This window comes from Klebsiella sp. K5-204 (assembly GCF_030128585.1).
In the GTDB taxonomy this organism is placed as follows: Bacteria; Pseudomonadota; Gammaproteobacteria; order Enterobacterales; family Enterobacteriaceae; genus Klebsiella; species Klebsiella quasipneumoniae.
The window spans coordinates 223,916-243,841 of the sequence record NZ_JAKUZS010000006.1; the positions used below are offsets into that span (position 1 = coordinate 223,916).

General features: G+C 57.8%; 16 protein-coding genes. 14 read left to right on the forward strand and 2 right to left on the reverse strand.

The features are described from left to right. The first annotated feature begins 2 nt into the window (after positions 1-2). Complete coding sequence (locus MKR05_RS17195) at positions 3-1,835, forward strand: SLC13 family permease (protein WP_044524269.1); 1,833 nt, start codon at positions 3-5, stop codon at positions 1,833-1,835. Between the two features lie 45 nt (positions 1,836-1,880). On the opposite strand, the gene yfbR is transcribed toward MKR05_RS17195, so the two are convergent. Both yfbR and alaA read right to left on the reverse strand, forming a co-directional pair. Beyond that, positions 1,881-2,480, reverse strand: coding sequence for a 5'-deoxynucleotidase (gene yfbR, locus MKR05_RS17200; RefSeq protein ID WP_002913188.1), 600 nt, complete (start codon positions 2,478-2,480; stop codon positions 1,881-1,883). Positions 2,481-2,561: 81 nt separating this feature from the next. Then, complete coding sequence (gene alaA, locus MKR05_RS17205) at positions 2,562-3,779, reverse strand: alanine transaminase AlaA (RefSeq protein WP_004201748.1); 1,218 nt, start codon at positions 3,777-3,779, stop codon at positions 2,562-2,564. Positions 3,780-4,656: 877 nt separating this feature from the next. Here alaA and MKR05_RS17210 point away from each other — a divergent pair. The 13 genes from MKR05_RS17210 (at position 4,657) to nuoM (ending at position 19,924) form a co-directional block, all read left to right on the forward strand. Next, positions 4,657-5,583 (forward strand): LysR family transcriptional regulator, encoded by a 927-nt coding sequence (locus MKR05_RS17210; protein ID WP_032453594.1) that lies wholly within the window; start codon positions 4,657-4,659, stop codon positions 5,581-5,583. A gap of 650 nt (positions 5,584-6,233) precedes the next feature. After that, positions 6,234-6,680 (forward strand): NADH-quinone oxidoreductase subunit NuoA, encoded by a 447-nt coding sequence (gene nuoA / locus MKR05_RS17215; RefSeq protein WP_064157274.1) that lies wholly within the window; start codon positions 6,234-6,236, stop codon positions 6,678-6,680. A gap of 15 nt (positions 6,681-6,695) precedes the next feature. Further along, positions 6,696-7,370 carry an NADH-quinone oxidoreductase subunit NuoB gene (nuoB, locus tag MKR05_RS17220; protein ID WP_002913178.1) on the forward strand — a complete coding sequence of 225 codons (675 nt, stop codon included), beginning with the start codon at positions 6,696-6,698 and terminating at the stop codon, positions 7,368-7,370. A gap of 87 nt (positions 7,371-7,457) precedes the next feature. Further along, the gene (gene nuoC / locus MKR05_RS17225; RefSeq protein ID WP_004201746.1) at positions 7,458-9,266 is read left to right on the forward strand and encodes an NADH-quinone oxidoreductase subunit C/D; all 1,809 of its coding nucleotides are present in this window, start codon (positions 7,458-7,460) and stop codon (positions 9,264-9,266) included. 2 nt (positions 9,267-9,268) lie between these two features. Further along, a complete protein-coding gene (nuoE, locus tag MKR05_RS17230) occupies positions 9,269-9,769 on the forward strand; it encodes an NADH-quinone oxidoreductase subunit NuoE (protein ID WP_002913160.1) in 501 nt (166 codons plus the stop codon). Next, positions 9,766-11,103, forward strand: a complete 1,338-nt coding sequence (gene nuoF, locus MKR05_RS17235) for an NADH-quinone oxidoreductase subunit NuoF (RefSeq protein ID WP_002913158.1) — start codon at positions 9,766-9,768, stop codon at positions 11,101-11,103. The genes nuoE and nuoF overlap by 4 nt, the downstream gene beginning before the upstream one ends. A 33-nt stretch (positions 11,104-11,136) precedes the next feature. Continuing rightward, entirely contained in the window at positions 11,137-13,863 is a 2,727-nt protein-coding gene (gene nuoG / locus MKR05_RS17240; RefSeq protein ID WP_044524268.1) for an NADH-quinone oxidoreductase subunit NuoG, read from the forward strand. Then, a complete protein-coding gene (gene nuoH, locus MKR05_RS17245) occupies positions 13,860-14,837 on the forward strand; it encodes an NADH-quinone oxidoreductase subunit NuoH (RefSeq protein WP_023290510.1) in 978 nt (325 codons plus the stop codon). The genes nuoG and nuoH overlap by 4 nt, the downstream gene beginning before the upstream one ends. Before the next feature lie 14 nt (positions 14,838-14,851). Beyond that, positions 14,852-15,394 (forward strand): NADH-quinone oxidoreductase subunit NuoI, encoded by a 543-nt coding sequence (gene nuoI, locus MKR05_RS17250; protein ID WP_284118408.1) that lies wholly within the window; start codon positions 14,852-14,854, stop codon positions 15,392-15,394. Positions 15,395-15,404: 10 nt separating this feature from the next. Next, positions 15,405-15,959 carry an NADH-quinone oxidoreductase subunit J gene (gene nuoJ, locus MKR05_RS17255; RefSeq protein WP_004201743.1) on the forward strand — a complete coding sequence of 185 codons (555 nt, stop codon included), beginning with the start codon at positions 15,405-15,407 and terminating at the stop codon, positions 15,957-15,959. Continuing rightward, complete coding sequence (nuoK, locus tag MKR05_RS17260) at positions 15,956-16,258, forward strand: NADH-quinone oxidoreductase subunit NuoK (RefSeq protein ID WP_004865088.1); 303 nt, start codon at positions 15,956-15,958, stop codon at positions 16,256-16,258. The genes nuoJ and nuoK overlap by 4 nt, the downstream gene beginning before the upstream one ends. Beyond that, entirely contained in the window at positions 16,255-18,096 is a 1,842-nt protein-coding gene (gene nuoL / locus MKR05_RS17265; RefSeq protein ID WP_048297930.1) for an NADH-quinone oxidoreductase subunit L, read from the forward strand. The genes nuoK and nuoL overlap by 4 nt, the downstream gene beginning before the upstream one ends. 298 nt (positions 18,097-18,394) lie before the next feature. Then, positions 18,395-19,924, forward strand: coding sequence for an NADH-quinone oxidoreductase subunit M (nuoM, locus tag MKR05_RS17270; protein ID WP_048297929.1), 1,530 nt, complete (start codon positions 18,395-18,397; stop codon positions 19,922-19,924). Positions 19,925-19,926 lie beyond the last annotated feature (2 nt).

Consider the following 19,926-nt stretch of genomic DNA (forward strand, 5'->3'; position numbering starts at 1 on the left):
TTGTGAACGGTGAATTGATTTGGGTTTTATCCCTCCTGGCCATCGCGGTTGTGCTGTTTGCTACCGGCAAGGTGCGCATGGATGCTATCGCCCTGATGGTCATTGTCGCCTTTGTCCTCAGCGGCACGCTGACGCTGACCGAAGCTTTTTCCGGGTTCAGCGATCCTAACGTGATCCTGATTGCCGCCCTGTTTATTATCGGCGACGGCCTCGTGCGTACCGGGGTAGCCACCAAGATGGGCGCCTGGCTGGTGAGCGTAGCAGGCAACAGCGAAACCAAAATGCTGATCTACCTGATGCTCACCGTCGCCGGGCTGGGCGCGTTTATGAGCTCCACCGGCGTGGTCGCCATTTTCATTCCGGTGGTCCTTAGCGTCTCGGCGCGGATGAATACCTCCCCCTCGCGGCTGATGATGCCGCTGAGCTTTGCCGGGCTTATCAGCGGGATGATGACCCTGGTGGCCACGCCGCCCAACCTGGTGGTCAACAGCGAACTGCTGCGCGAAGGGCTGCACGGCTTCAGTTTTTTCAGCGTCACGCCGATTGGCCTGGTGGTGCTGATCCTGGGCATCGTCTATATGCTGGCGGTGCGCTTTATGCTGAAGACGGATAATGGCGAATCCGCGCGCGATGGACGAAAAAGAAGCACCTTCCGCGATTTGATTCGCGAATATCACCTCACCGGCCGCGCCCGCCGGCTGGCGATCAGACCCGGTTCGCCGATGATCGGTCAGCGGCTGGATGATTTAAAGCTGCGTGAGCGCTACTGTGCCAACGTCATCGGCGTTGAGCGCTGGCGGCGGTTCCGTCGGGTGATTGTTAACGTCAACGGGGTATCGGAATTTCGCGCCCGCGACGTCCTGCTGATCGATATGTCCGCCTCCGATGTCGACCTGCGCCAGTTCTGCGGCGAGCAAATGCTCGAGCCGATGGTGCTGCGCGGCGAGTATTTTGCCGATCAGGCGCTGGATGTGGGGATGGCGGAGGTGGCGCTGATCCCGGATTCAGAGATGATAGGCAAAACGGTGCGTGAGATAGCCTTCCGCACCCGGTTTGGTCTCAATATCGTCGGCATGAAGCGCGATGGCAAAGCGATGGATGGTTCCGTGGTCGATGAGCCGCTGCAACTCGGCGATATCCTGCTGGTGGTCGGCAACTGGCGGCAAATTGCTCTGCTGGCGAAGCGCGGTCGGGATTTCGTGGTGCTCAATATGCCGGTTGAGGTCGATGACGCTTCGCCGGCCCACAGCCAGGCTCCGCACGCGATTTTCTGTCTGGTGCTGATGGTGGCCCTGATGCTGACGGATGAAATCCCCAACCCTATCGCCGCGATCATCGCCTGTCTGCTGATGGGCAAATTCCGCTGCATCAACGCCGAAAGTGCCTACAAGGCGATCCACTGGCCGAGCATTATTCTGATTGTCGGGATGATGCCGTTTGCCCTGGCCTTGCAGAAAACCGGTGGGGTGGATCTGGTGGTCAAGGGACTGATGGACGTTGCCGGAGGCGAGGGGCCTTATCTGATGCTCGGCTGCCTGTTTGTGATGTGCGCGGCGATAGGCCTGTTTATCTCTAACACGGCCACCGCAGTGCTGATGGCGCCTATTGCCTTAGCGGCGGCGAAGTCGATGGGCGTGTCGCCCTATCCCTTTGCCATGGTGGTGGCGATGGCGGCTTCGGCGGCGTTTATGACCCCGGTCTCCTCGCCGGTCAACACCCTGGTGCTTGGCCCGGGTAAGTATTCCTTCAGCGACTTTGTAAAGATTGGCGTGCCCTTTACCGTGCTGGTAATGGTGGTCTGCGTCCTGCTGATCCCGGTGCTCTTCCCGTTTTAAGGTATGCAGGCCGGGTAGGGGGCGACCGCTGCCCGGCCTGAAAAATTACAGCGGCGAATCCTGGCTGATTTCATCCAGCGACAGCTGGAAGCTCGGGACAAACACCTGCATAAAATAATCCATCTCCGCGCTGCGCCGCGACGCCAGCGTTTTTTCCAGACGGCCTTTGGCCAGCAGAAATTCATTGTTGCCCGCCGACAGCTCTTCGAGGCATTTCAGGTAGGCGCAGAGGGCGTCAGCCTGTTTGACGATCGACTGCTCTTCCTCACTGTAGTGATGCTCGTCAATCAGCGGTTCGAAAATATCGCGCAGCTCGTCAGGCACCATATCCACCAGCTTCTGCTGGGCGATTTTCTCAATCGCCTTATACTCCTGGGCAATCTGCGAATTGAAATATTTCACCGGAGTAGGGAGATCGCCAGTTAAGACTTCCGAGGCGTCATGGTACATCGCTAACAAGGCGATACGCTCGGCGTTGACCTGGCCGCCGAATTTGCGGTTTTTGATCGCCGCCAGCGCGTGGGCGACCATCGCCACCTGCAGGCTGTGCTCGGAGACATTTTCAGTGCGCACGTTGCGCATCAGCGGCCAGCGGTTAATCAGTTTCAGACGGGAGAGGTGGGCAAAGAAATGACTCTGACTCATAGGAACCCTTAATCAGTGACAACATCGGGTTCCATTGTGCGCAGGGATCGCCGCCGGATGCAAATGCCGGCGGCGGCACGATTACAGCTGATGGTAGCCGGAGAGGAAGCGGCCGAAGCGGGAGATCGCCATCTCCAGGTCGTCTTCGCGAGGCAGGGTCACAATGCGTACGTGATCCGGCCACGGCCAGTTAAAGGCAGTACCCTGCACCAGCAGCACTTTCTCCTGCAGCAGGAAATCGAGCACCATTTTCTGGTCATCGTGAATATTGAAGCGTTTGGCGTCGATTTTCGGGAACATATACAGCGCGCCTTTTGGCTTCATGCAGGAGACGCCCGGAATATCGTTGATCAACTCCCAGGCGCGGTTGCGCTGTTCATACAGACGCCCGCCGGGAATGATGAATTCGCTGATACTCTGGTAGCCGCCCAGCGCCGTCTGGATAGCATGCTGGGCCGGCACGTTGGCGCACAGACGCATCGACGCCAGCATTTCCAGTCCTTCGATATAGCCTTTCGCATGTTTTTTCGGGCCATTCAGCACCATCCAGCCCTGACGGAAGCCGGCGACGCGGTAAGTTTTCGACAGTCCGTTGAAGGTCACCGTCAGCAGATCGGGCGCCAGAGCGGCAATGGAGTGATGCTGGGCTTCGTCGTAGAGGATCTTGTCGTAGATCTCATCGGCGAAAATAATCAGGTTGTGCTGGCGGGCGATCTCCACGATCTCCTGCAGCAGCTCTTTGGAATAGACCGCGCCGGTGGGGTTGTTGGGGTTGATGATCACGATCCCGCGGGTGCGAGGCGTAATTTTAGCGCGGATATCGTCAAGATCCGGGAACCAGTCAGAGGATTCGTCACACAGATAGTGCACCGCTTTACCGCTGGAAAGGGACACCGCCGCCGTCCACAGCGGGTAGTCCGGGGCGGGAACCAGCATCTCATCGCCGCTGTTTAACAGCGCCTGCATCGCCTGGACAATCAGTTCGGACACGCCGTTGCCGATGTAAATATCTTCCACGGTGACATCGCGCATTCCCCGCGCCTGGTAATGCTGCATGATGGCTTTACGCGCCGAGTACAATCCTTTCGAATCGCAGTAACCCTGGGCGGTAGGCAGATTGCGGATGACGTCGACGAGGATCTCGTCAGGGGCTTCGAAGCCGAAGGGCGCCGGGTTGCCGATGTTCAGTTTCAGAACCTTATTGCCTTCTTCTTCAAGACGTTTCGCTTCTTTCAGAACCGGGCCGCGGATGTCATAACAGACGTTCTCTAACTTGCTGGATTTTTCGATGGGGGACATGAATCTTGACCTTTTAGCTGTTATCGCCACTCCCTGCCGTGGAAGTCAGCACGGAACAATGTACTCCGCCTCCCCGCTGTTTTGAAGGCTTTGCAGGAGAAGATTTTGCTAACGCAGGATTTTAAGCGTAATTGATTTATCTGCTGCTTGCTGATTTTTCCTGTGTTTTATGCCTTTTCATGGCATTTTTTCGGTCGTCTATGTTGAGGTAGTGCCTTTTTTACCATCATTTATCTGGTTTGTTTGTCGGGTAAACGGGGGGGCTGAAGAATGGATGGCCGCAAAAAAACGCTATCCTTAATGTAATAGCGGTTGATTTGTAATCTTGATGTTAAGTAATTTTAATAAAAAACTGTGCGCAAGCGCATTATTATTATTTTTGACAGGTAATAATCTGAGGTTTGTTAATTTATATTAAATGTTGAAAAAAATTTAAAATTAACTCAGTTAATCCTTATTAAGGCTTATAAAAAGGATGGGAATCGGTTAGAATATCGCCGTTAATATCAGTGGTAGTCGGTATGATTTACGGCTGAATTGGTATCTAATATATTGTTATTACAGAATTTTATTGTTCGTTTTTCGCCAAAAAAGACGTCCGGCGAAAGAGAGGCTTTCTCACCACCACTGTGCGATTTCCCGGGGAGACGTATGACGCCTTGCTGGCCGTGGTAATTAATAATAATGAGGAATACGAACAATATATTACTCCGGTGTTCTGCGCATTTGCTCAGATGAGTACTTTGGCATGTAATAACGTTCGTCCAGTTGTTTATCCGCCATCTGACGGTGAGCACAAGGCTCAGGGAATAGCCGGAAACCTGGCGTAAAGCATCAACAAGGCAGGTCAGCGTTAGCCACCTGTAAGTGAAGAAAGATGATTAATACAACACGTCCGATACTCAACCTCGATCTCGATCTGCTGCGCACCTTTGTAGCCGTCGCTGATTTGAACACCTTCGCCGCCGCCGCCGCCGCAGTGTGCCGTACCCAGTCCGCGGTCAGCCAGCAAATGCAACGCCTGGAGCAGCTGGTTGGCAAGGAGCTTTTCGCTCGTCACGGACGCAATAAACTGCTGACCGAGCAGGGCATCCAGCTGCTGGGCTATGCCCGCAAAATCCTGCGCTTTAACGATGAAGCCTGCATGTCGCTGATGTATGGCAGTCTGCAGGGGGGACTGACCATCGGCGCGTCGGAAGAAACCGCTGATACTATCCTGCCGTTTCTGTTAAACCGCATCGGCTGCTTCTATCCCAGAATGACGCTGGAGATTAAAGTCCATCCCCACGCCGTCATCATGGCGATGCTGAGCGGGGGAGAGGTCGATCTGGCATTAACCACCCATCAGCTTCCCGGTTTTACCGCTTTTACGCTGAGAACGTCGCCTACCCTCTGGTACTGTGCGGCGGACTACGTGCTGGCGAAAGGGGAGTCGATCCCCCTGATCCTGCTCGAAGAGCCTGGCCCGTTCCGTGAGGACATCATCGCCGCGCTGGAGGCTGCCCGCGTCTCCTGGCATCTGGCCCACGGCGCCTCGTCGCTCTCCGGGGTGAAAGCGGCAGTGAAAGCCGGGCTGGGGGTCACCGCGCGTCCGGTCGAAATGATGAGCCCGGATTTGCGCGTGGCCGGCATTAGCGATGGCCTGCCGGTCCTGCCGGATACCCGGTACGTCGTCAGCTGCAATCCGCAGACGGTGAGCGAACTACCGCAGGCGATTTTTCAGTCTCTGAGCCAGGAGAGCGATCCCTGGCGCGCGGGGCCGGCACTTACTCCGGAAGAGGGAGGAAGCACCTTCATTTTGTGAGGTTATTTTGCTAACAAAGATCACAAAAACTGGTAACAGAATGTAAGTGTCCAAAAAGAGCCTCAGGGGTAGGTTTCTCGTCTGGTGGCTCTTTTTTTTGCACTCTTATTGATGTTTTGAATCTTTTTTTTATTTCTTTGCAGAAAAATCAGCATATTGGCGTGACCGGACGCTCACCTTGCCGACTTTTTCCTGCACTTTCAACACTTCCTGCTAATGTTAAAAAACCGGATGGATTGTTGCCGATTTCCTGGGGTAATTAACAAAACCGTGTCGCAGATCAAGAAAATACCCCTCTTTGGGGGGAGGAATCGAGGCTAAATCCTGTCAAAATAGCAGGGATTTTTGATTTACGACGGAAACGGACACGATTCAACAACACTAAAACCGAACAGTATGCAAGGTTATTTCGCATAAAAGGGCATTTAATGTTAATGAAAAGATTCCAATGTAAATTAATGTTATGAAAACTTTTGTTAAAGTTGACAAAAGGTTAAAGAAAGGGGTAAAAAGCCACGGCATCTGGGCTTCTCACATCTTCCAGGGACGCTTTTTTGCACGGTTATTTTTTATTCCTCCCGTGAAACGCTGTGGCGTTCATCTGCCAGTAAGAGCAGAGGGTTTTGGCGCTACACTTTTTTGGTTAAGCAATGCGTATGTCAACATCCACTGAAGTCATCGCTCATCACTGGGCATTCGCTATATTTCTCATCATCGCTATCGGTCTGTGCTGCCTGATGCTCGTCGGCGGCTGGTACCTTGGCGGTCGCGCGCGCGCGCGTAGCAAAAACACGCCGTTTGAATCGGGGATCGACTCCGTTGGTTCGGCCCGCTTACGTCTTTCTGCGAAGTTTTATCTGGTTGCCATGTTCTTCGTGATCTTCGACGTGGAAGCCCTGTATCTCTACGCATGGTCGGCCTCCATCCGCGAGAGCGGCTGGGTCGGCTTTGTGGAAGCCGCAATTTTCATTTTAGTGCTACTGGCTGGTCTGGTTTATCTCGTTCGCATCGGCGCACTGGACTGGACGCCCGCGCGTTCCCGTCGCACGCTGGTTAACCCGGAAACAGACAGTCCCACTAACCGTCATATGCAGTAAAAGCGAGGCAATAAGATGGATTATACGCTCACCCGCATAGATCCTAACGGTGAGAACGACCGTTACCCCCTGCAGAAACAGGAGATCGTTACCGACCCCCTGGAGCAGGAAGTCAACAAAAGCGTGTATATGGGGAAACTCGAACACGCGCTGCATGACATGGTGAACTGGGGCCGTAAGAACTCAATTTGGCCGTATAACTTCGGCCTTTCTTGCTGTTATGTGGAAATGGTGACGTCATTCACTGCGGTGCATGACGTTGCGCGCTTTGGGGCCGAAGTTCTGCGCGCCTCTCCGCGTCAGGCGGACCTGATGGTGGTCGCCGGAACCTGCTTCACCAAAATGGCGCCGGTTATTCAGCGTCTCTATGATCAGATGCTGGAGCCGAAGTGGGTGATCTCCATGGGCGCCTGCGCGAACTCCGGCGGCATGTACGACATCTATTCCGTCGTCCAGGGCGTGGATAAATTCATTCCGGTCGATGTGTACATCCCGGGCTGCCCGCCGCGTCCGGAGGCCTATATGCAGGCGCTGATGCTGCTGCAGGAGTCCATTGGTAAAGAACGTCGTCCGCTCTCATGGGTGGTTGGCGATCAGGGCGTCTATCGCGCCAATATGCAGTCGGAACGCGAGCGTAAACGCGGCGAACGTATTGCAGTGACCAATCTGCGGACGCCGGACGAGATTTAATTTGCGCCTGCGGGCGGGAGAACCACTTCGCAAATCAATCTACAACAGCGCGAAGTCTCGCCCGGCAGTCACCACGGACCTTTTGCAATGGTGAACAATATGACCGATTTAACCGCGCATGACGCCGCACCAGCCTGGCAAACCCGCGATCACCTTGATGACCCGGTGATCGGCGAACTGCGCAACCGCTTTGGGCCGGATGCCTTTACCGTTCAGCCAACCCGCACCGGCGTACCGGTGGTATGGGTCAAGCGCGAACAGCTGCTTGAGGTGGGTGATTTCCTGAAGAAATTGCCGAAGCCTTACGTGATGCTGTTTGACCTGCACGGCATGGACGAACGTCTGCGCACGCACCGCGATGGCCTGCCCGCCGCGGATTTTTCCGTTTTCTATCACCTGATTTCCATCGACCGCAACCGCGACATCATGCTCAAGGTGGCGCTGTCTGAAAACGATCTGCATCTGCCGACCTTCACCAAACTGTTCCCCAACGCCAACTGGTATGAGCGTGAAACCTGGGAAATGTTTGGTATTACCTTCGATGGCCACCCGAACCTGCGTCGCATCATGATGCCGCCGACCTGGGAAGGCCACCCGCTGCGTAAAGACTACCCGGCGCGCGCCACCGAATTCGATCCGTTTGAGCTGACCAAAGCCAAGCAGGATCTGGAGATGGAAGCGCTGACTTTCAAACCGGAAGAGTGGGGCATGAAGCGCGGCACCGACAACGAGGACTTCATGTTCCTCAACCTCGGTCCGAACCACCCCTCCGCGCACGGTGCGTTCCGCATTATTCTGCAGCTGGATGGCGAAGAGATCGTCGACTGCGTGCCCGACATCGGTTACCACCACCGCGGCGCCGAGAAGATGGGCGAGCGCCAGTCCTGGCACAGCTACATCCCGTACACCGACCGTATCGAATACCTTGGCGGTTGCGTCAACGAGATGCCGTACGTGCTGGCCGTGGAAAAACTGGCCGGGATCACCGTGCCGGATCGCGTCAACGTGATCCGCGTAATGCTCTCCGAACTGTTCCGCATCAACAGCCACCTGCTGTATATCTCTACCTTTATTCAGGATGTCGGCGCGATGACCCCGGTCTTCTTCGCCTTTACCGATCGGCAGAAAATCTACGATCTGGTGGAAGCGATCACCGGTTTCCGTATGCACCCGGCGTGGTTCCGCATCGGCGGCGTCGCGCACGATCTGCCGCGCGGCTGGGATCGTCTGCTGCGTGAGTTCCTCGAGTGGATGCCGAAGCGTCTGGACTCCTATGAAAAAGCCGCCCTGCGCAACACCATTCTGAAGGGCCGTTCCGTCGGCGTGGCAGCCTATACCGCTAAAGAGGCGCTGGAGTGGGGCACCACCGGCGCAGGCCTGCGCGCCACCGGTATCGGCTTCGACGTGCGTAAATGGCGTCCTTATTCTGGCTATGAAAACTTCGACTTCGAAGTCCCGACCGGGGGCGGCGTCTCTGACTGCTACACCCGCGTGATGCTGAAAGTCGAAGAGCTGCGCCAGAGCCTGCGCATTCTTCAGCAGTGCCTCGACAATATGCCGGAAGGGCCGTTCAAAGCGGATCACCCGCTGACCACGCCGCCGCCGAAAGAGCGCACGCTGCAGCATATCGAAACCCTGATCACCCACTTCCTGCAGGTATCGTGGGGCCCGGTCATGCCGGCCAACGAATCCTTCCAGATGATTGAGGCGACCAAGGGGATTAACAGTTACTACCTGACCAGCGACGGCAGCACCATGAGCTACCGTACCCGCGTCCGCACGCCGAGCTTTGCGCACCTGCAGCAGATCCCGTCGGCGATCCGCGGCAGCCTGGTATCCGACCTGATCGTCTATCTGGGTAGTATCGATTTTGTTATGTCAGACGTGGACCGCTAATTATGCACGAGAATCAACAACCACAAACCGAGGCTTTTGAGCTGAGTGCGGCAGAGCGTGAGGCTATTGAGCACGAGAAGCACCACTACGAAGACCCGCGTGCGGCGTCCATCGAAGCGCTGAAAATCGTTCAGAAACAGCGCGGCTGGGTGCCGGATGGCGCGATCTACGCCATTGCCGATGTGCTGGGCATCCCGGCCAGCGACGTCGAAGGCGTGGCGACGTTCTACAGCCAGATTTTCCGCCAGCCGGTTGGCCGTCACGTGATCCGCTACTGCGACAGCGTGGTGTGCCACATTACCGGCTATCAGGGAATTCAGGCCGCCATCGAGAAGAAGCTGAACATCAAGCCAGGGCAGACCACCTTTGATGGCCGCTTTACCCTGCTGCCGACCTGCTGCCTGGGCAACTGCGACAAGGGACCGACCATGATGATTGATGAGGATACTCACAGCCATCTGACGCCGGAGGCAATTCCTGACCTGCTGGAGCAGTACAAATGAAAACCGTAATTCGTACTGCGGAAACGCATCCGCTCACCTGGCGCCTGCGCGACGACAAGCAGCCGGTCTGGCTGGACGAGTATCGCAGCAAAAATGGCTATGAAGGGGCGCGAAAAGCGCTGACCGGCATGGCGCCGGACGAGATCGTCACGGCGGTAAAAGACGCTGGCCTGAAAGGGCGCGGCGGCGCGGGCTTCTCCACCGGTCTGAAGTGGAGCCTGATGCCGAAAGACGAGTCCATGAACATCCGTTACCTGCTGTGTAACGCCGATGAAATGGAGCCGGGCACCTATAAAGACCGCCTGCTGATGGAGCAACTGCCGCACCTGCTGGTGGAAGGCATGCTGATCTCCGCGTTTGCGCTGAAGGCCTACCGCGGCTACATCTTCCTGCGCGGAGAGTATATCGAAGCGGCCCAGCATCTGCGCCGCGCGATTGCCGAAGCCACCGAGGCGGGCCTGCTGGGGAAAAACATCCTCGGCACCGGTTTTGACTTCGAGCTGTTTGTCCACACCGGGGCAGGGCGCTATATCTGCGGCGAAGAGACGGCGCTGATTAACTCCCTGGAAGGTCGCCGCGCTAACCCGCGCTCCAAGCCGCCGTTCCCGGCGAGCTCCGGCGTGTGGGGTAAGCCGACCTGCGTCAACAACGTGGAAACCCTGTGCAACGTGCCGGCGATTTTGGCCAACGGCGTTGAGTGGTACCAGAACATCTCCACCAGTAAAGATGCCGGCACCAAGCTGATGGGCTTCTCCGGCCGCGTGAAGAACCCGGGCGTCTGGGAGCTGCCTTTCGGCACCACTGCCCGCGAGATCCTGGAAGATTACGCCGGCGGTATGCGCGATGGCCTGAAGTTTAAAGCCTGGCAGCCGGGTGGGGCAGGGACCGACTTCCTCACCGAAGCGCACCTCGATCTGCCGATGGAGTTCGAAAGCATTGGTAAAGCGGGCAGCCGTCTGGGCACCTCGCTGGCGATGGCCGTTGACCACGAGATCAACATGGTCTCGCTGGTGCGCAACCTCGAAGAGTTCTTCGCCCGCGAGTCCTGCGGCTGGTGTACGCCGTGCCGCGATGGGCTGCCGTGGAGCGTGAAGATCCTGCGCGCCCTGGAGCGCGGCGAAGGCCAGCCTGGCGATATCGAAACCCTTGAGCAACTGTGTCGATTCCTGGGCCCGGGTAAAACCTTCTGCGCGCACGCGCCGGGCGCGGTTGAGCCGCTGCAGAGCGCGATTAAATATTTCCGCGAAGAATTCGAGGCTGGCATTAAGCAGCAGTTCAGCAATACCCATGCAATCAACGGGATTCAGCCGAACCTGCTTAAGACGCGCTGGTAATCTAAAGGTTTTTTTATTTTTGGAAGCACGCTAATGGCTACGATTCATGTAGACGGCAAAGAATACGAGGTCAACGGAGCGGACAACCTGCTGGAGGCTTGTCTCTCTCTTGGGCTTGATATTCCCTACTTTTGCTGGCACCCGGCGCTAGGGAGCGTCGGTGCTTGCCGCCAGTGTGCGGTGAAGCAATATCAGAACGCGGAAGACACGCGTGGTCGCCTGGTGATGTCCTGTATGACTCCGGCATCCGACGGCACCTTTATTTCTATCGACGATGGCGAAGCGAAGCAGTTCCGCGAAAGCGTGGTGGAGTGGCTGATGACCAACCACCCGCACGACTGCCCGGTCTGCGAAGAGGGCGGCAACTGCCACCTGCAGGATATGACGGTGATGACCGGCCATAGCTTCCGCCGCTATCGTTTTACCAAGCGTACCCACCGCAATCAGGATCTGGGGCCGTTTATTTCTCACGAAATGAACCGCTGCATCGCCTGCTACCGCTGCGTGCGCTACTACAAAGATTATGCCGACGGCACCGATCTGGGCGTCTATGGCGCCCACGACAACGTCTACTTCGGCCGCCCGGAAGATGGCACCCTGGAGAGTGAATTCTCCGGCAACCTGGTGGAAGTCTGCCCGACTGGCGTCTTCACCGATAAAACCCACTCCGAGCGCTATAACCGTAAATGGGACATGCAGTTTGCGCCGAGCATCTGCCAGCAGTGTTCCATCGGCTGTAACATCAGTCCGGGCGAACGCTATGGCGAACTGCGTCGTATCGAAAACCGTTATAACGGGACCGTTAACCGCTACTTCCTCTGCGACCGCGGTCGTTTCGGCTATGGCTACGTGAACCTGAAAGACCGTCCGCGTCAGCCGGTTCAGCGCCGCGGCGACGATCTGATTACCCTCAACGCCGAGCAGGCGATGCAGGGCGCGGCGGATATTCTGCGCCAGTCGAAGAAAGTGATCGGCATCGGCTCCCCGCGCGCCAGCATTGAAAGCAACTTCGCGCTGCGCGAGCTGGTGGGCGCCGACAACTTCTATACCGGCATCGCCAAAGGCGAACAAGCGCGCCTGCAGATGATGCTGAAAGTGCTGCGCGAAGGTGGGATCCACACCCCAAGCCTGCGCGATATCGAATCCTACGACGCGGTACTGGTGCTGGGCGAAGACATTACCCAGACCGGCGCGCGCGTCGCGCTGGCGGTGCGTCAGGCGGTGAAAGGGAAAGCACGCGAAATGGCGGCGGCGCAGAAAGTGGCCGACTGGCAGATTGCGGCGATCCTCAACATCGGCCAGCGTGCCAAACACCCGCTATTCGTCACCAACATCGATGACACCCGCCTGGATGACATCGCCGCGTGGACCTATCGCGCGCCGGTGGAAGATCAGGCGCGTCTCGGCTTCGCCATCGCCCATGCGCTGGACGACAGCGCGCCGGCGGTTGACGGCCTGAGCCGCGAACTGCAGGGTAAAGTCGATGTCATCGTCCAGGCGCTGGCCGGGGCGAAAAAACCACTGATTATTTCCGGAACCAACGCCGGCAGCATGGAGATCATCCAGGCCGCCGCTAACGTGGCGAAAGCCCTGAAAGGCCGCGGCGCCGACGTCGGCGTGACAATGGTTGCCCGCGCGGTGAACAGCGTCGGTCTGGGTATGATCGGCGGCGGCTCGCTTGAAGAGGCGCTGGACGAACTGGAAAGCGGCGCCGCAGACGCGGTTATCGTGCTGGAAAACGACCTTCACCGTCATGCTTCCGCCGCCCGCGTCGACGCAGCGCTCTCCAAAGCGCCGCTGGTGATGGTGGTTGACCATCAGCGCACGGCGATTATGGACAAAGCGCACCTGGTGCTCTCCGCGGCAAGCTTTGCGGAAAGCGACGGTACCGTGGTCAACAACGAAGGCCGCGCTCAGCGCTTCTTCCAGGTCTACGACCCGGCCTACTACGACGCGAAAACCGTCATGCTGGAAAGCTGGCGCTGGCTGCATTCCCTGCACAGCACCGTTAACAACCGTCAGGTTGACTGGACGCAGCTGGACCACGTCATCGATGCCGCGATTGCCGCCCTGCCGCAGCTGGCGGGCATTAAAGACGCCGCGCCGGATGCGACCTTCCGCATTCGCGGTCAGAAGCTTGCGCGTGAACCGCACCGCTACAGCGGCCGCACGGCGATGCGCGCCAACATCAGCGTCCACGAACCGCGTCAGCCGCAGGATAAAGACACCATGTTCGCCTTCTCCATGGAAGGGAACAACCAGCCGTCCGCCCCGCGTTCGCAGATCCCGTTCGCCTGGGCGCCGGGCTGGAACTCCCCGCAGGCATGGAACAAGTTCCAGGATGAAGTGGGCGGGAAACTGCGCCACGGCGATCCGGGCGTCCGTCTGTTTGAAGCGTCCGCCAGCGGGCTGGAATACTTCACGGCGGTGCCGGCCAGCTTCCAGGCGGAAGACGGGAAATGGCGTATCGCGCCGTACTACCACCTGTTTGGCAGCGATGAGCTGTCACAGCGCGCGCCGGTGTTCCAGAGCCGGATGCCTGAGCCGTACATCAAGCTGAACCCGGCGGATGCCGCGAAGCTTGGCGTCAACGCCGGGGCGATGCTCTCCTTTAGCGTGGAAGGCCAGACCCTGCGTCTGCCGCTGGTTATCTCTGAAGGTCTGACCGCAGGACAGGTTGGCTTACCGATGGGCATGCCGGGCATTGCGCCGGTACTGACCGGATCGCGTATTGATTCACTGCAGGAGGCGAAAGCATGAGCTGGTTAACGCCGGATCTTATCGACATTCTGTTAAGCATCCTGAAGGCCGTGGTCATTCTGCTGGTGGTGGTCACCTGCGGCGCGTTCATGAGCTTCGGCGAGCGTCGTCTGCTCGGTCTGTTCCAGAACCGCTACGGGCCAAACCGGGTGGGCTGGGGCGGTTCGCTGCAGCTGGTCGCCGACATGATCAAAATGTTCTTTAAAGAGGACTGGGTTCCGCGCTTCTCGGATCGCGTGATCTTTACTCTGGCGCCGGTGATCGCCTTTACTTCGCTGCTGCTGGCCTTCGCCATTGTGCCGGTCAGCCCGACGTGGGTGGTGGCCGATCTGAACATCGGGATCCTGTTCTTCCTGATGATGGCAGGCCTGGCGGTCTATGCGGTGCTGTTCGCCGGTTGGTCGAGCAACAACAAATACTCCCTGCTGGGGGCGATGCGTGCTTCCGCGCAGACCCTGAGCTACGAAGTGTTCCTCGGCCTCTCCCTGATGGGCGTGGTGGCGCAGGCGGGGTCATTCAATATGACCGATATCGTCAACAACCAGGCGCATCTGTGGAATGTCATCCCGCAGTTCTTCGGCTTCGTGACGTTCGCCATCGCCGGCGTGGCGGTGTGTCACCGTCACCCGTTCGACCAGCCGGAAGCGGAGCAGGAGCTGGCCGATGGTTACCACATTGAATATTCCGGCATGAAGTTCGGTCTGTTCTTCGTCGGTGAATACATCGGTATCGTCACCGTTTCAGCGCTGATCGTCACGCTGTTCTTCGGCGGCTGGAATGGCCCGTGGTTACCACCTTTCATCTGGTTCGCGCTGAAAACCGCGTTCTTCATGATGATGTTCATTTTGATCCGCGCATCATTACCGCGTCCGCGCTATGACCAGGTAATGTCCTTTGGCTGGAAGGTATGCCTGCCGTTAACGCTGGTCAACTTGTTGGTAACGGCGGCTGTCATTCTCTGGCAGGCGCAATAAGGGGTGAATTGAACATGACCTTAAAAGAATTATTGGTGGGGTTCGGCACCCAGGTCCGCAGTATCTGGATGATTGGCCTGCATGCCTTCGCCAAACGTGAAACCCGGATGTACCCGGAAGAGCCGGTCTATCTGCCGCCGCGCTATCGCGGCAGGATTGTGCTGACGCGCGATCCGGACGGTGCAGAGCGCTGCGTCGCCTGTAACCTGTGTGCGGTAGCCTGCCCGGTGGGCTGTATTTCGCTGCAGAAAGCAGAGACGGTAGACGGCCGCTGGTACCCTGAGTTCTTCCGCATCAACTTCTCACGCTGCATCTTCTGCGGTGTGTGCGAAGAAGCGTGCCCGACCACGGCGATCCAGTTGACCCCGGACTTTGAGCTGGGTGAATACAAGCGTCAGGATCTGGTGTACGAAAAAGAGGATCTGCTGATTTCCGGTCCGGGCAAATACCCGGAATATAACTTCTACCGGATGGCGGGTATGGCAATCGACGGCAAAGATAAGGGCGAAGCGGAAAACGAAGCTAAGCCGATCGACGTCAAGAGCCTGTTACCGTAAGGAGAGGGCAATGGAATTCGCTTTTTATATCTGTGGCCTGATCGCCATCCTCGCAACCTTGCGGGTCGTCACCCACACCAATCCGGTGCATGCGCTGCTGTACCTGATCATTTCGCTGTTAGCGATTGCCGGAGTGTTCTTCTCGCTGGGCGCTTACTTCGCCGGGGCGCTGGAGATTATCGTCTACGCCGGGGCCATTATGGTGCTGTTCGTCTTCGTGGTGATGATGCTCAACCTGGGCGGCAGCGAAATCGAACAGGAACGCAAATGGCTGCAGCCGGGGATCTGGATTGGCCCGGCCATCCTTTCCGCGGTGCTGCTGGTGGTTATCGTTTACGCCATCCTGGGGATTAACGACCAGGGTATCGACGGCGCGGCGATCAACGCCAAAGAAGTGGGTATTGCGCTGTTTGGGCCGTACGTCCTGGCGGTGGAGCTGGCCTCCATGCTGCTGCTGGCGGGCCTGGTGGTCGCCTTCCATATCGGCCGCGAAGAGCGCGCCGGCGAGGTGCTGAGCAACCGCGTGAACGACAGCGACAAAAGAAAAACGGAGGAACACGCATGATCCCCTTAACACATGGACTGATCCTCGCGGCCATCCTGTTTGTGCTTGGTCTGACGGGGCTGGTGATCCGCCGCAATCTGCTGTTTATGTTGATCAGCCTGGAAATCATGATTAACGCCGCCGCGCTGGCCTTTGTGGTGGCGGGCAGCTACTGGGGCCAGACTGATGGTCAGATTATGTATATCCTCGCTATCAGCCTCGCGGCTGCGGAAGCGAGTATCGGTCTGGCGCTGCTGCTGCAGCTCCATCGTCGCCGCCAGAACCTGAACATCGATTCAGTAAGTGAGTTGCGTGGATGAACATGCTTGCCTTAACCATTCTTTTGCCATTGATTGGCTTTGTGCTGCTGGCCTTTTCCCGCGGGCGCTGGTCGGAAAACCTTTCCGCCACCGTTGGCATGGGCTCGGTAGGCCTGGCGGCGCTGGTCACCGCCTACGTCGGCGTTGACTTTTTCGCTAACGGCAAACAGGCGGTCAGCGTGCCGCTGTGGACCTGGATGTCGGTTGGGGATTTCAACATCGGCTTCAACCTGGTGCTGGACGGCCTGTCGCTGACCATGCTCTCCGTGGTGACCGGCGTCGGCTTCCTGATCCATATGTTCGCCTCCTGGTATATGCGCGGTGAAGAGGGCTATTCCCGCTTCTTCGCCTACACCAACCTGTTTATCGCCAGCATGGTGGTTCTGGTACTGGCCGATAACCTGCTGCTGATGTACCTGGGTTGGGAAGGGGTGGGTCTCTGCTCTTACCTGCTGATCGGTTTCTACTACACCGATCCGAAGAACGGCGCCGCAGCGATGAAAGCGTTTGTGGTGACCCGCGTCGGCGACGTGTTCCTCGCCTTCGCGCTGTTCATTCTTTATAACGAACTGGGTACCCTCAACTTCCGCGAAATGGTTGAGCTGGCGCCGCAGCACTTCGCTAACGGCAGCACCACGCTGCAGTGGGCGACGCTGATGCTGCTCGGCGGTGCGGTCGGTAAATCCGCCCAGCTGCCGCTGCAAACGTGGCTTGCCGATGCGATGGCGGGTCCCACGCCAGTCTCCGCGCTGATCCACGCCGCCACCATGGTTACCGCGGGCGTCTACCTGATTGCGCGCACGCATGGCCTGTTCCTGATGACGCCGGAAGTGCTGCATCTGGTCGGGATCGTCGGGGCGATAACGCTGGTGCTGGCGGGCTTCGCCGCGCTGGTGCAGACCGACATCAAACGCGTTCTCGCTTACTCCACCATGAGCCAGATTGGCTACATGTTCCTCGCGCTGGGCGTGCAGGCATGGGATGCGGCGATTTTCCATCTGATGACCCACGCGTTCTTTAAAGCGCTGCTGTTCCTGTCGTCTGGTTCGGTGATTCTCGCCTGCCATCACGAACAGAACATCTTCAAGATGGGCGGTCTGCGCAAATCTATTCCGCTGGTGTACGTCTGCTTCCTGGTGGGGGGCGCGGCGCTGTCCGCTCTGCCGCTCATTACCGCAGGCTTCTTCAGTAAGGATGAGATTCTGGCGGGGGCGATGGCCAACGGCCATATCAACCTGATGGTGGCGGGCCTGGTCGGCGCCTTTATGACCTCGCTGTACACCTTCCGCATGATTTTCATCGTGTTCCACGGTAAAGAGCAAATTCACGCGCACGCAGGGAAGGGGATCACCCATCATCTGCCGCTGATTGTGCTGCTGGTGCTGTCCACCTTCGTTGGCGCGCTGATCGTGCCGCCGCTGGAAGGCGTCCTGCCGCAGACCACTGAACTGGCGCACGGCAACGTGATGACGCTGGAGATTGCCTCCGGGATCATCGCCATTGCCGGCATCCTGATCGCCGCATGGCTGTGGCTGGGCAAACGCACCCTGGTGACCTCTATCGCCAACAGCGCGCCTGGCCGCTTCTTCGGTACCTGGTGGTTCCATGCCTGGGGCTTCGACTGGTTATACGACAAAGTCTTCGTTAAGCCATTCCTCGGCATTGCCTGGCTGCTGAAGAGCGATCCGCTGAACGCATTGATGAACATCCCGGCGATCCTCTCCCGCTTCGCAGGTAAAGGCCTGCTGGTGAGCGAGAACGGCTATCTGCGCTGGTATGTGGCGTCAATGAGCATCGGCGCGGTGGTGGTGCTGGCGCTGCTGATGGTATTGCGTTGAGTTTGAGAACCATTGTGTTGCCCGGCGGCGCGCTGCTTGCCGGGCCTACGGGACCGTAGGTCGGGTAAGCGTTAGCGCCACCCGACACAACAAGCCTCAAACCGAAGTGAATTTTCTGTGAGAATTCGTTGAAAATCAGGTCGTAAAGGACAGGCATTATCGGCGAAGTCAACGTGGACGCCGCCTGCGCGGAGCAACCGGAGCGTATTAAAGTACGTGAGGATTGTGAGCACAGCCGGAGTTCGCTATGACGAGTAAGATAGCCTGAACCGGACTTAAATAAGGAATAAAAATCACCATGTTATTGCCTTGGTTGATATTAATCCCCTTTATCGGCGGCTTCCTGTGCTGGCAGACCGAACGCTTTGGCGTGAAAGTGCCGCGCTGGATCGCGCTGATTACTATGGGACTGACGCTGGCGCTTGGCCTGCAGCTGTGGATGCAGGGCGGCTATTCTCTGACGCAATCCGCGGGTATTCCGCAGTGGCAGTCTGAGTTCGTGCTGCCGTGGATCCCACGCTTCGGCATTAGCATTCATCTGGCGATCGACGGCCTGTCGCTGCTGATGGTGGTGCTGACCGGTCTGCTCGGCGTGCTGGCGGTGCTCTGTTCCTGGCGCGAAATCGAAAAATACCAGGGATTCTTCCACCTCAACCTGATGTGGATCCTGGGCGGCGTCATCGGCGTGTTCCTCGCCATCGACATGTTCCTGTTCTTCTTCTTCTGGGAAATGATGTTGGTGCCGATGTACTTCCTGATCGCGCTGTGGGGCCACAAAGCCTCTGACGGTAAAACGCGTATCACGGCGGCCACCAAGTTCTTCATCTACACCCAGGCGAGCGGCCTGGTGATGCTGATCGCCATTCTGGCGCTGGCATTCGTCCACTTCAACGCCACCGGCGTGTGGACTTTCAACTATGAAGAGCTGTTGAAAACCCCGATGTCCCACGGCGTGGAATACCTGCTGATGCTCGGCTTCTTCATCGCCTTCGCGGTGAAAATGCCGGTGGTGCCGCTGCACGGCTGGCTGCCGGACGCCCACTCCCAGGCGCCGACCGCCGGTTCCGTCGACCTCGCGGGGATCCTGCTGAAAACCGCGGCCTACGGTCTGCTGCGCTTTGCGCTGCCGCTGTTCCCGAACGCCTCCGCCGAGTTTGCGCCCATCGCGATGTGGCTGGGCGTGATCGGGATCTTCTACGGCGCGTGGATGGCCTTTGCGCAGACGGATATCAAACGTCTTATCGCCTACACCTCCGTGTCCCACATGGGCTTCGTGCTGATTGCTATCTACACCGGCAGCCAGCTGGCGTATCAGGGGGCGGTGATCCAGATGATTGCTCACGGTCTCTCCGCGGCGGGTCTGTTTATTCTCTGCGGCCAGCTGTACGAACGTCTGCATACCCGTGACATGCGTCAGATGGGCGGTCTGTGGAGCAAAATCAAATGGCTGCCGGCGATGTCGATGTTCTTCGCCGTCGCCACCCTGGGGATGCCGGGCACGGGTAACTTCGTCGGCGAATTTATGATCCTGTTCGGCAGCTATAAAGTGGTGCCGGTGATCACCGTGATCTCGACCTTTGGTCTGGTATTCGCGTCCGTTTACTCGCTGTCGATGCTGCATCGCGCTTATTTCGGTAAAGCGAAAAGCGAAATCGCGGCGAAAGCGCTGCCGGGGATGTCCCTGCGTGAACTGTCTATCATCCTGCTGCTGGTGGTGCTGCTGGTGCTGTTGGGCTTCTTCCCGCAGCCGATCCTCGACACCTCGCATGCTGCGATGAGCAACATTCAGCAGTGGTTTGTTAATTCTGTTTCTACTACAAGGCCGTAATT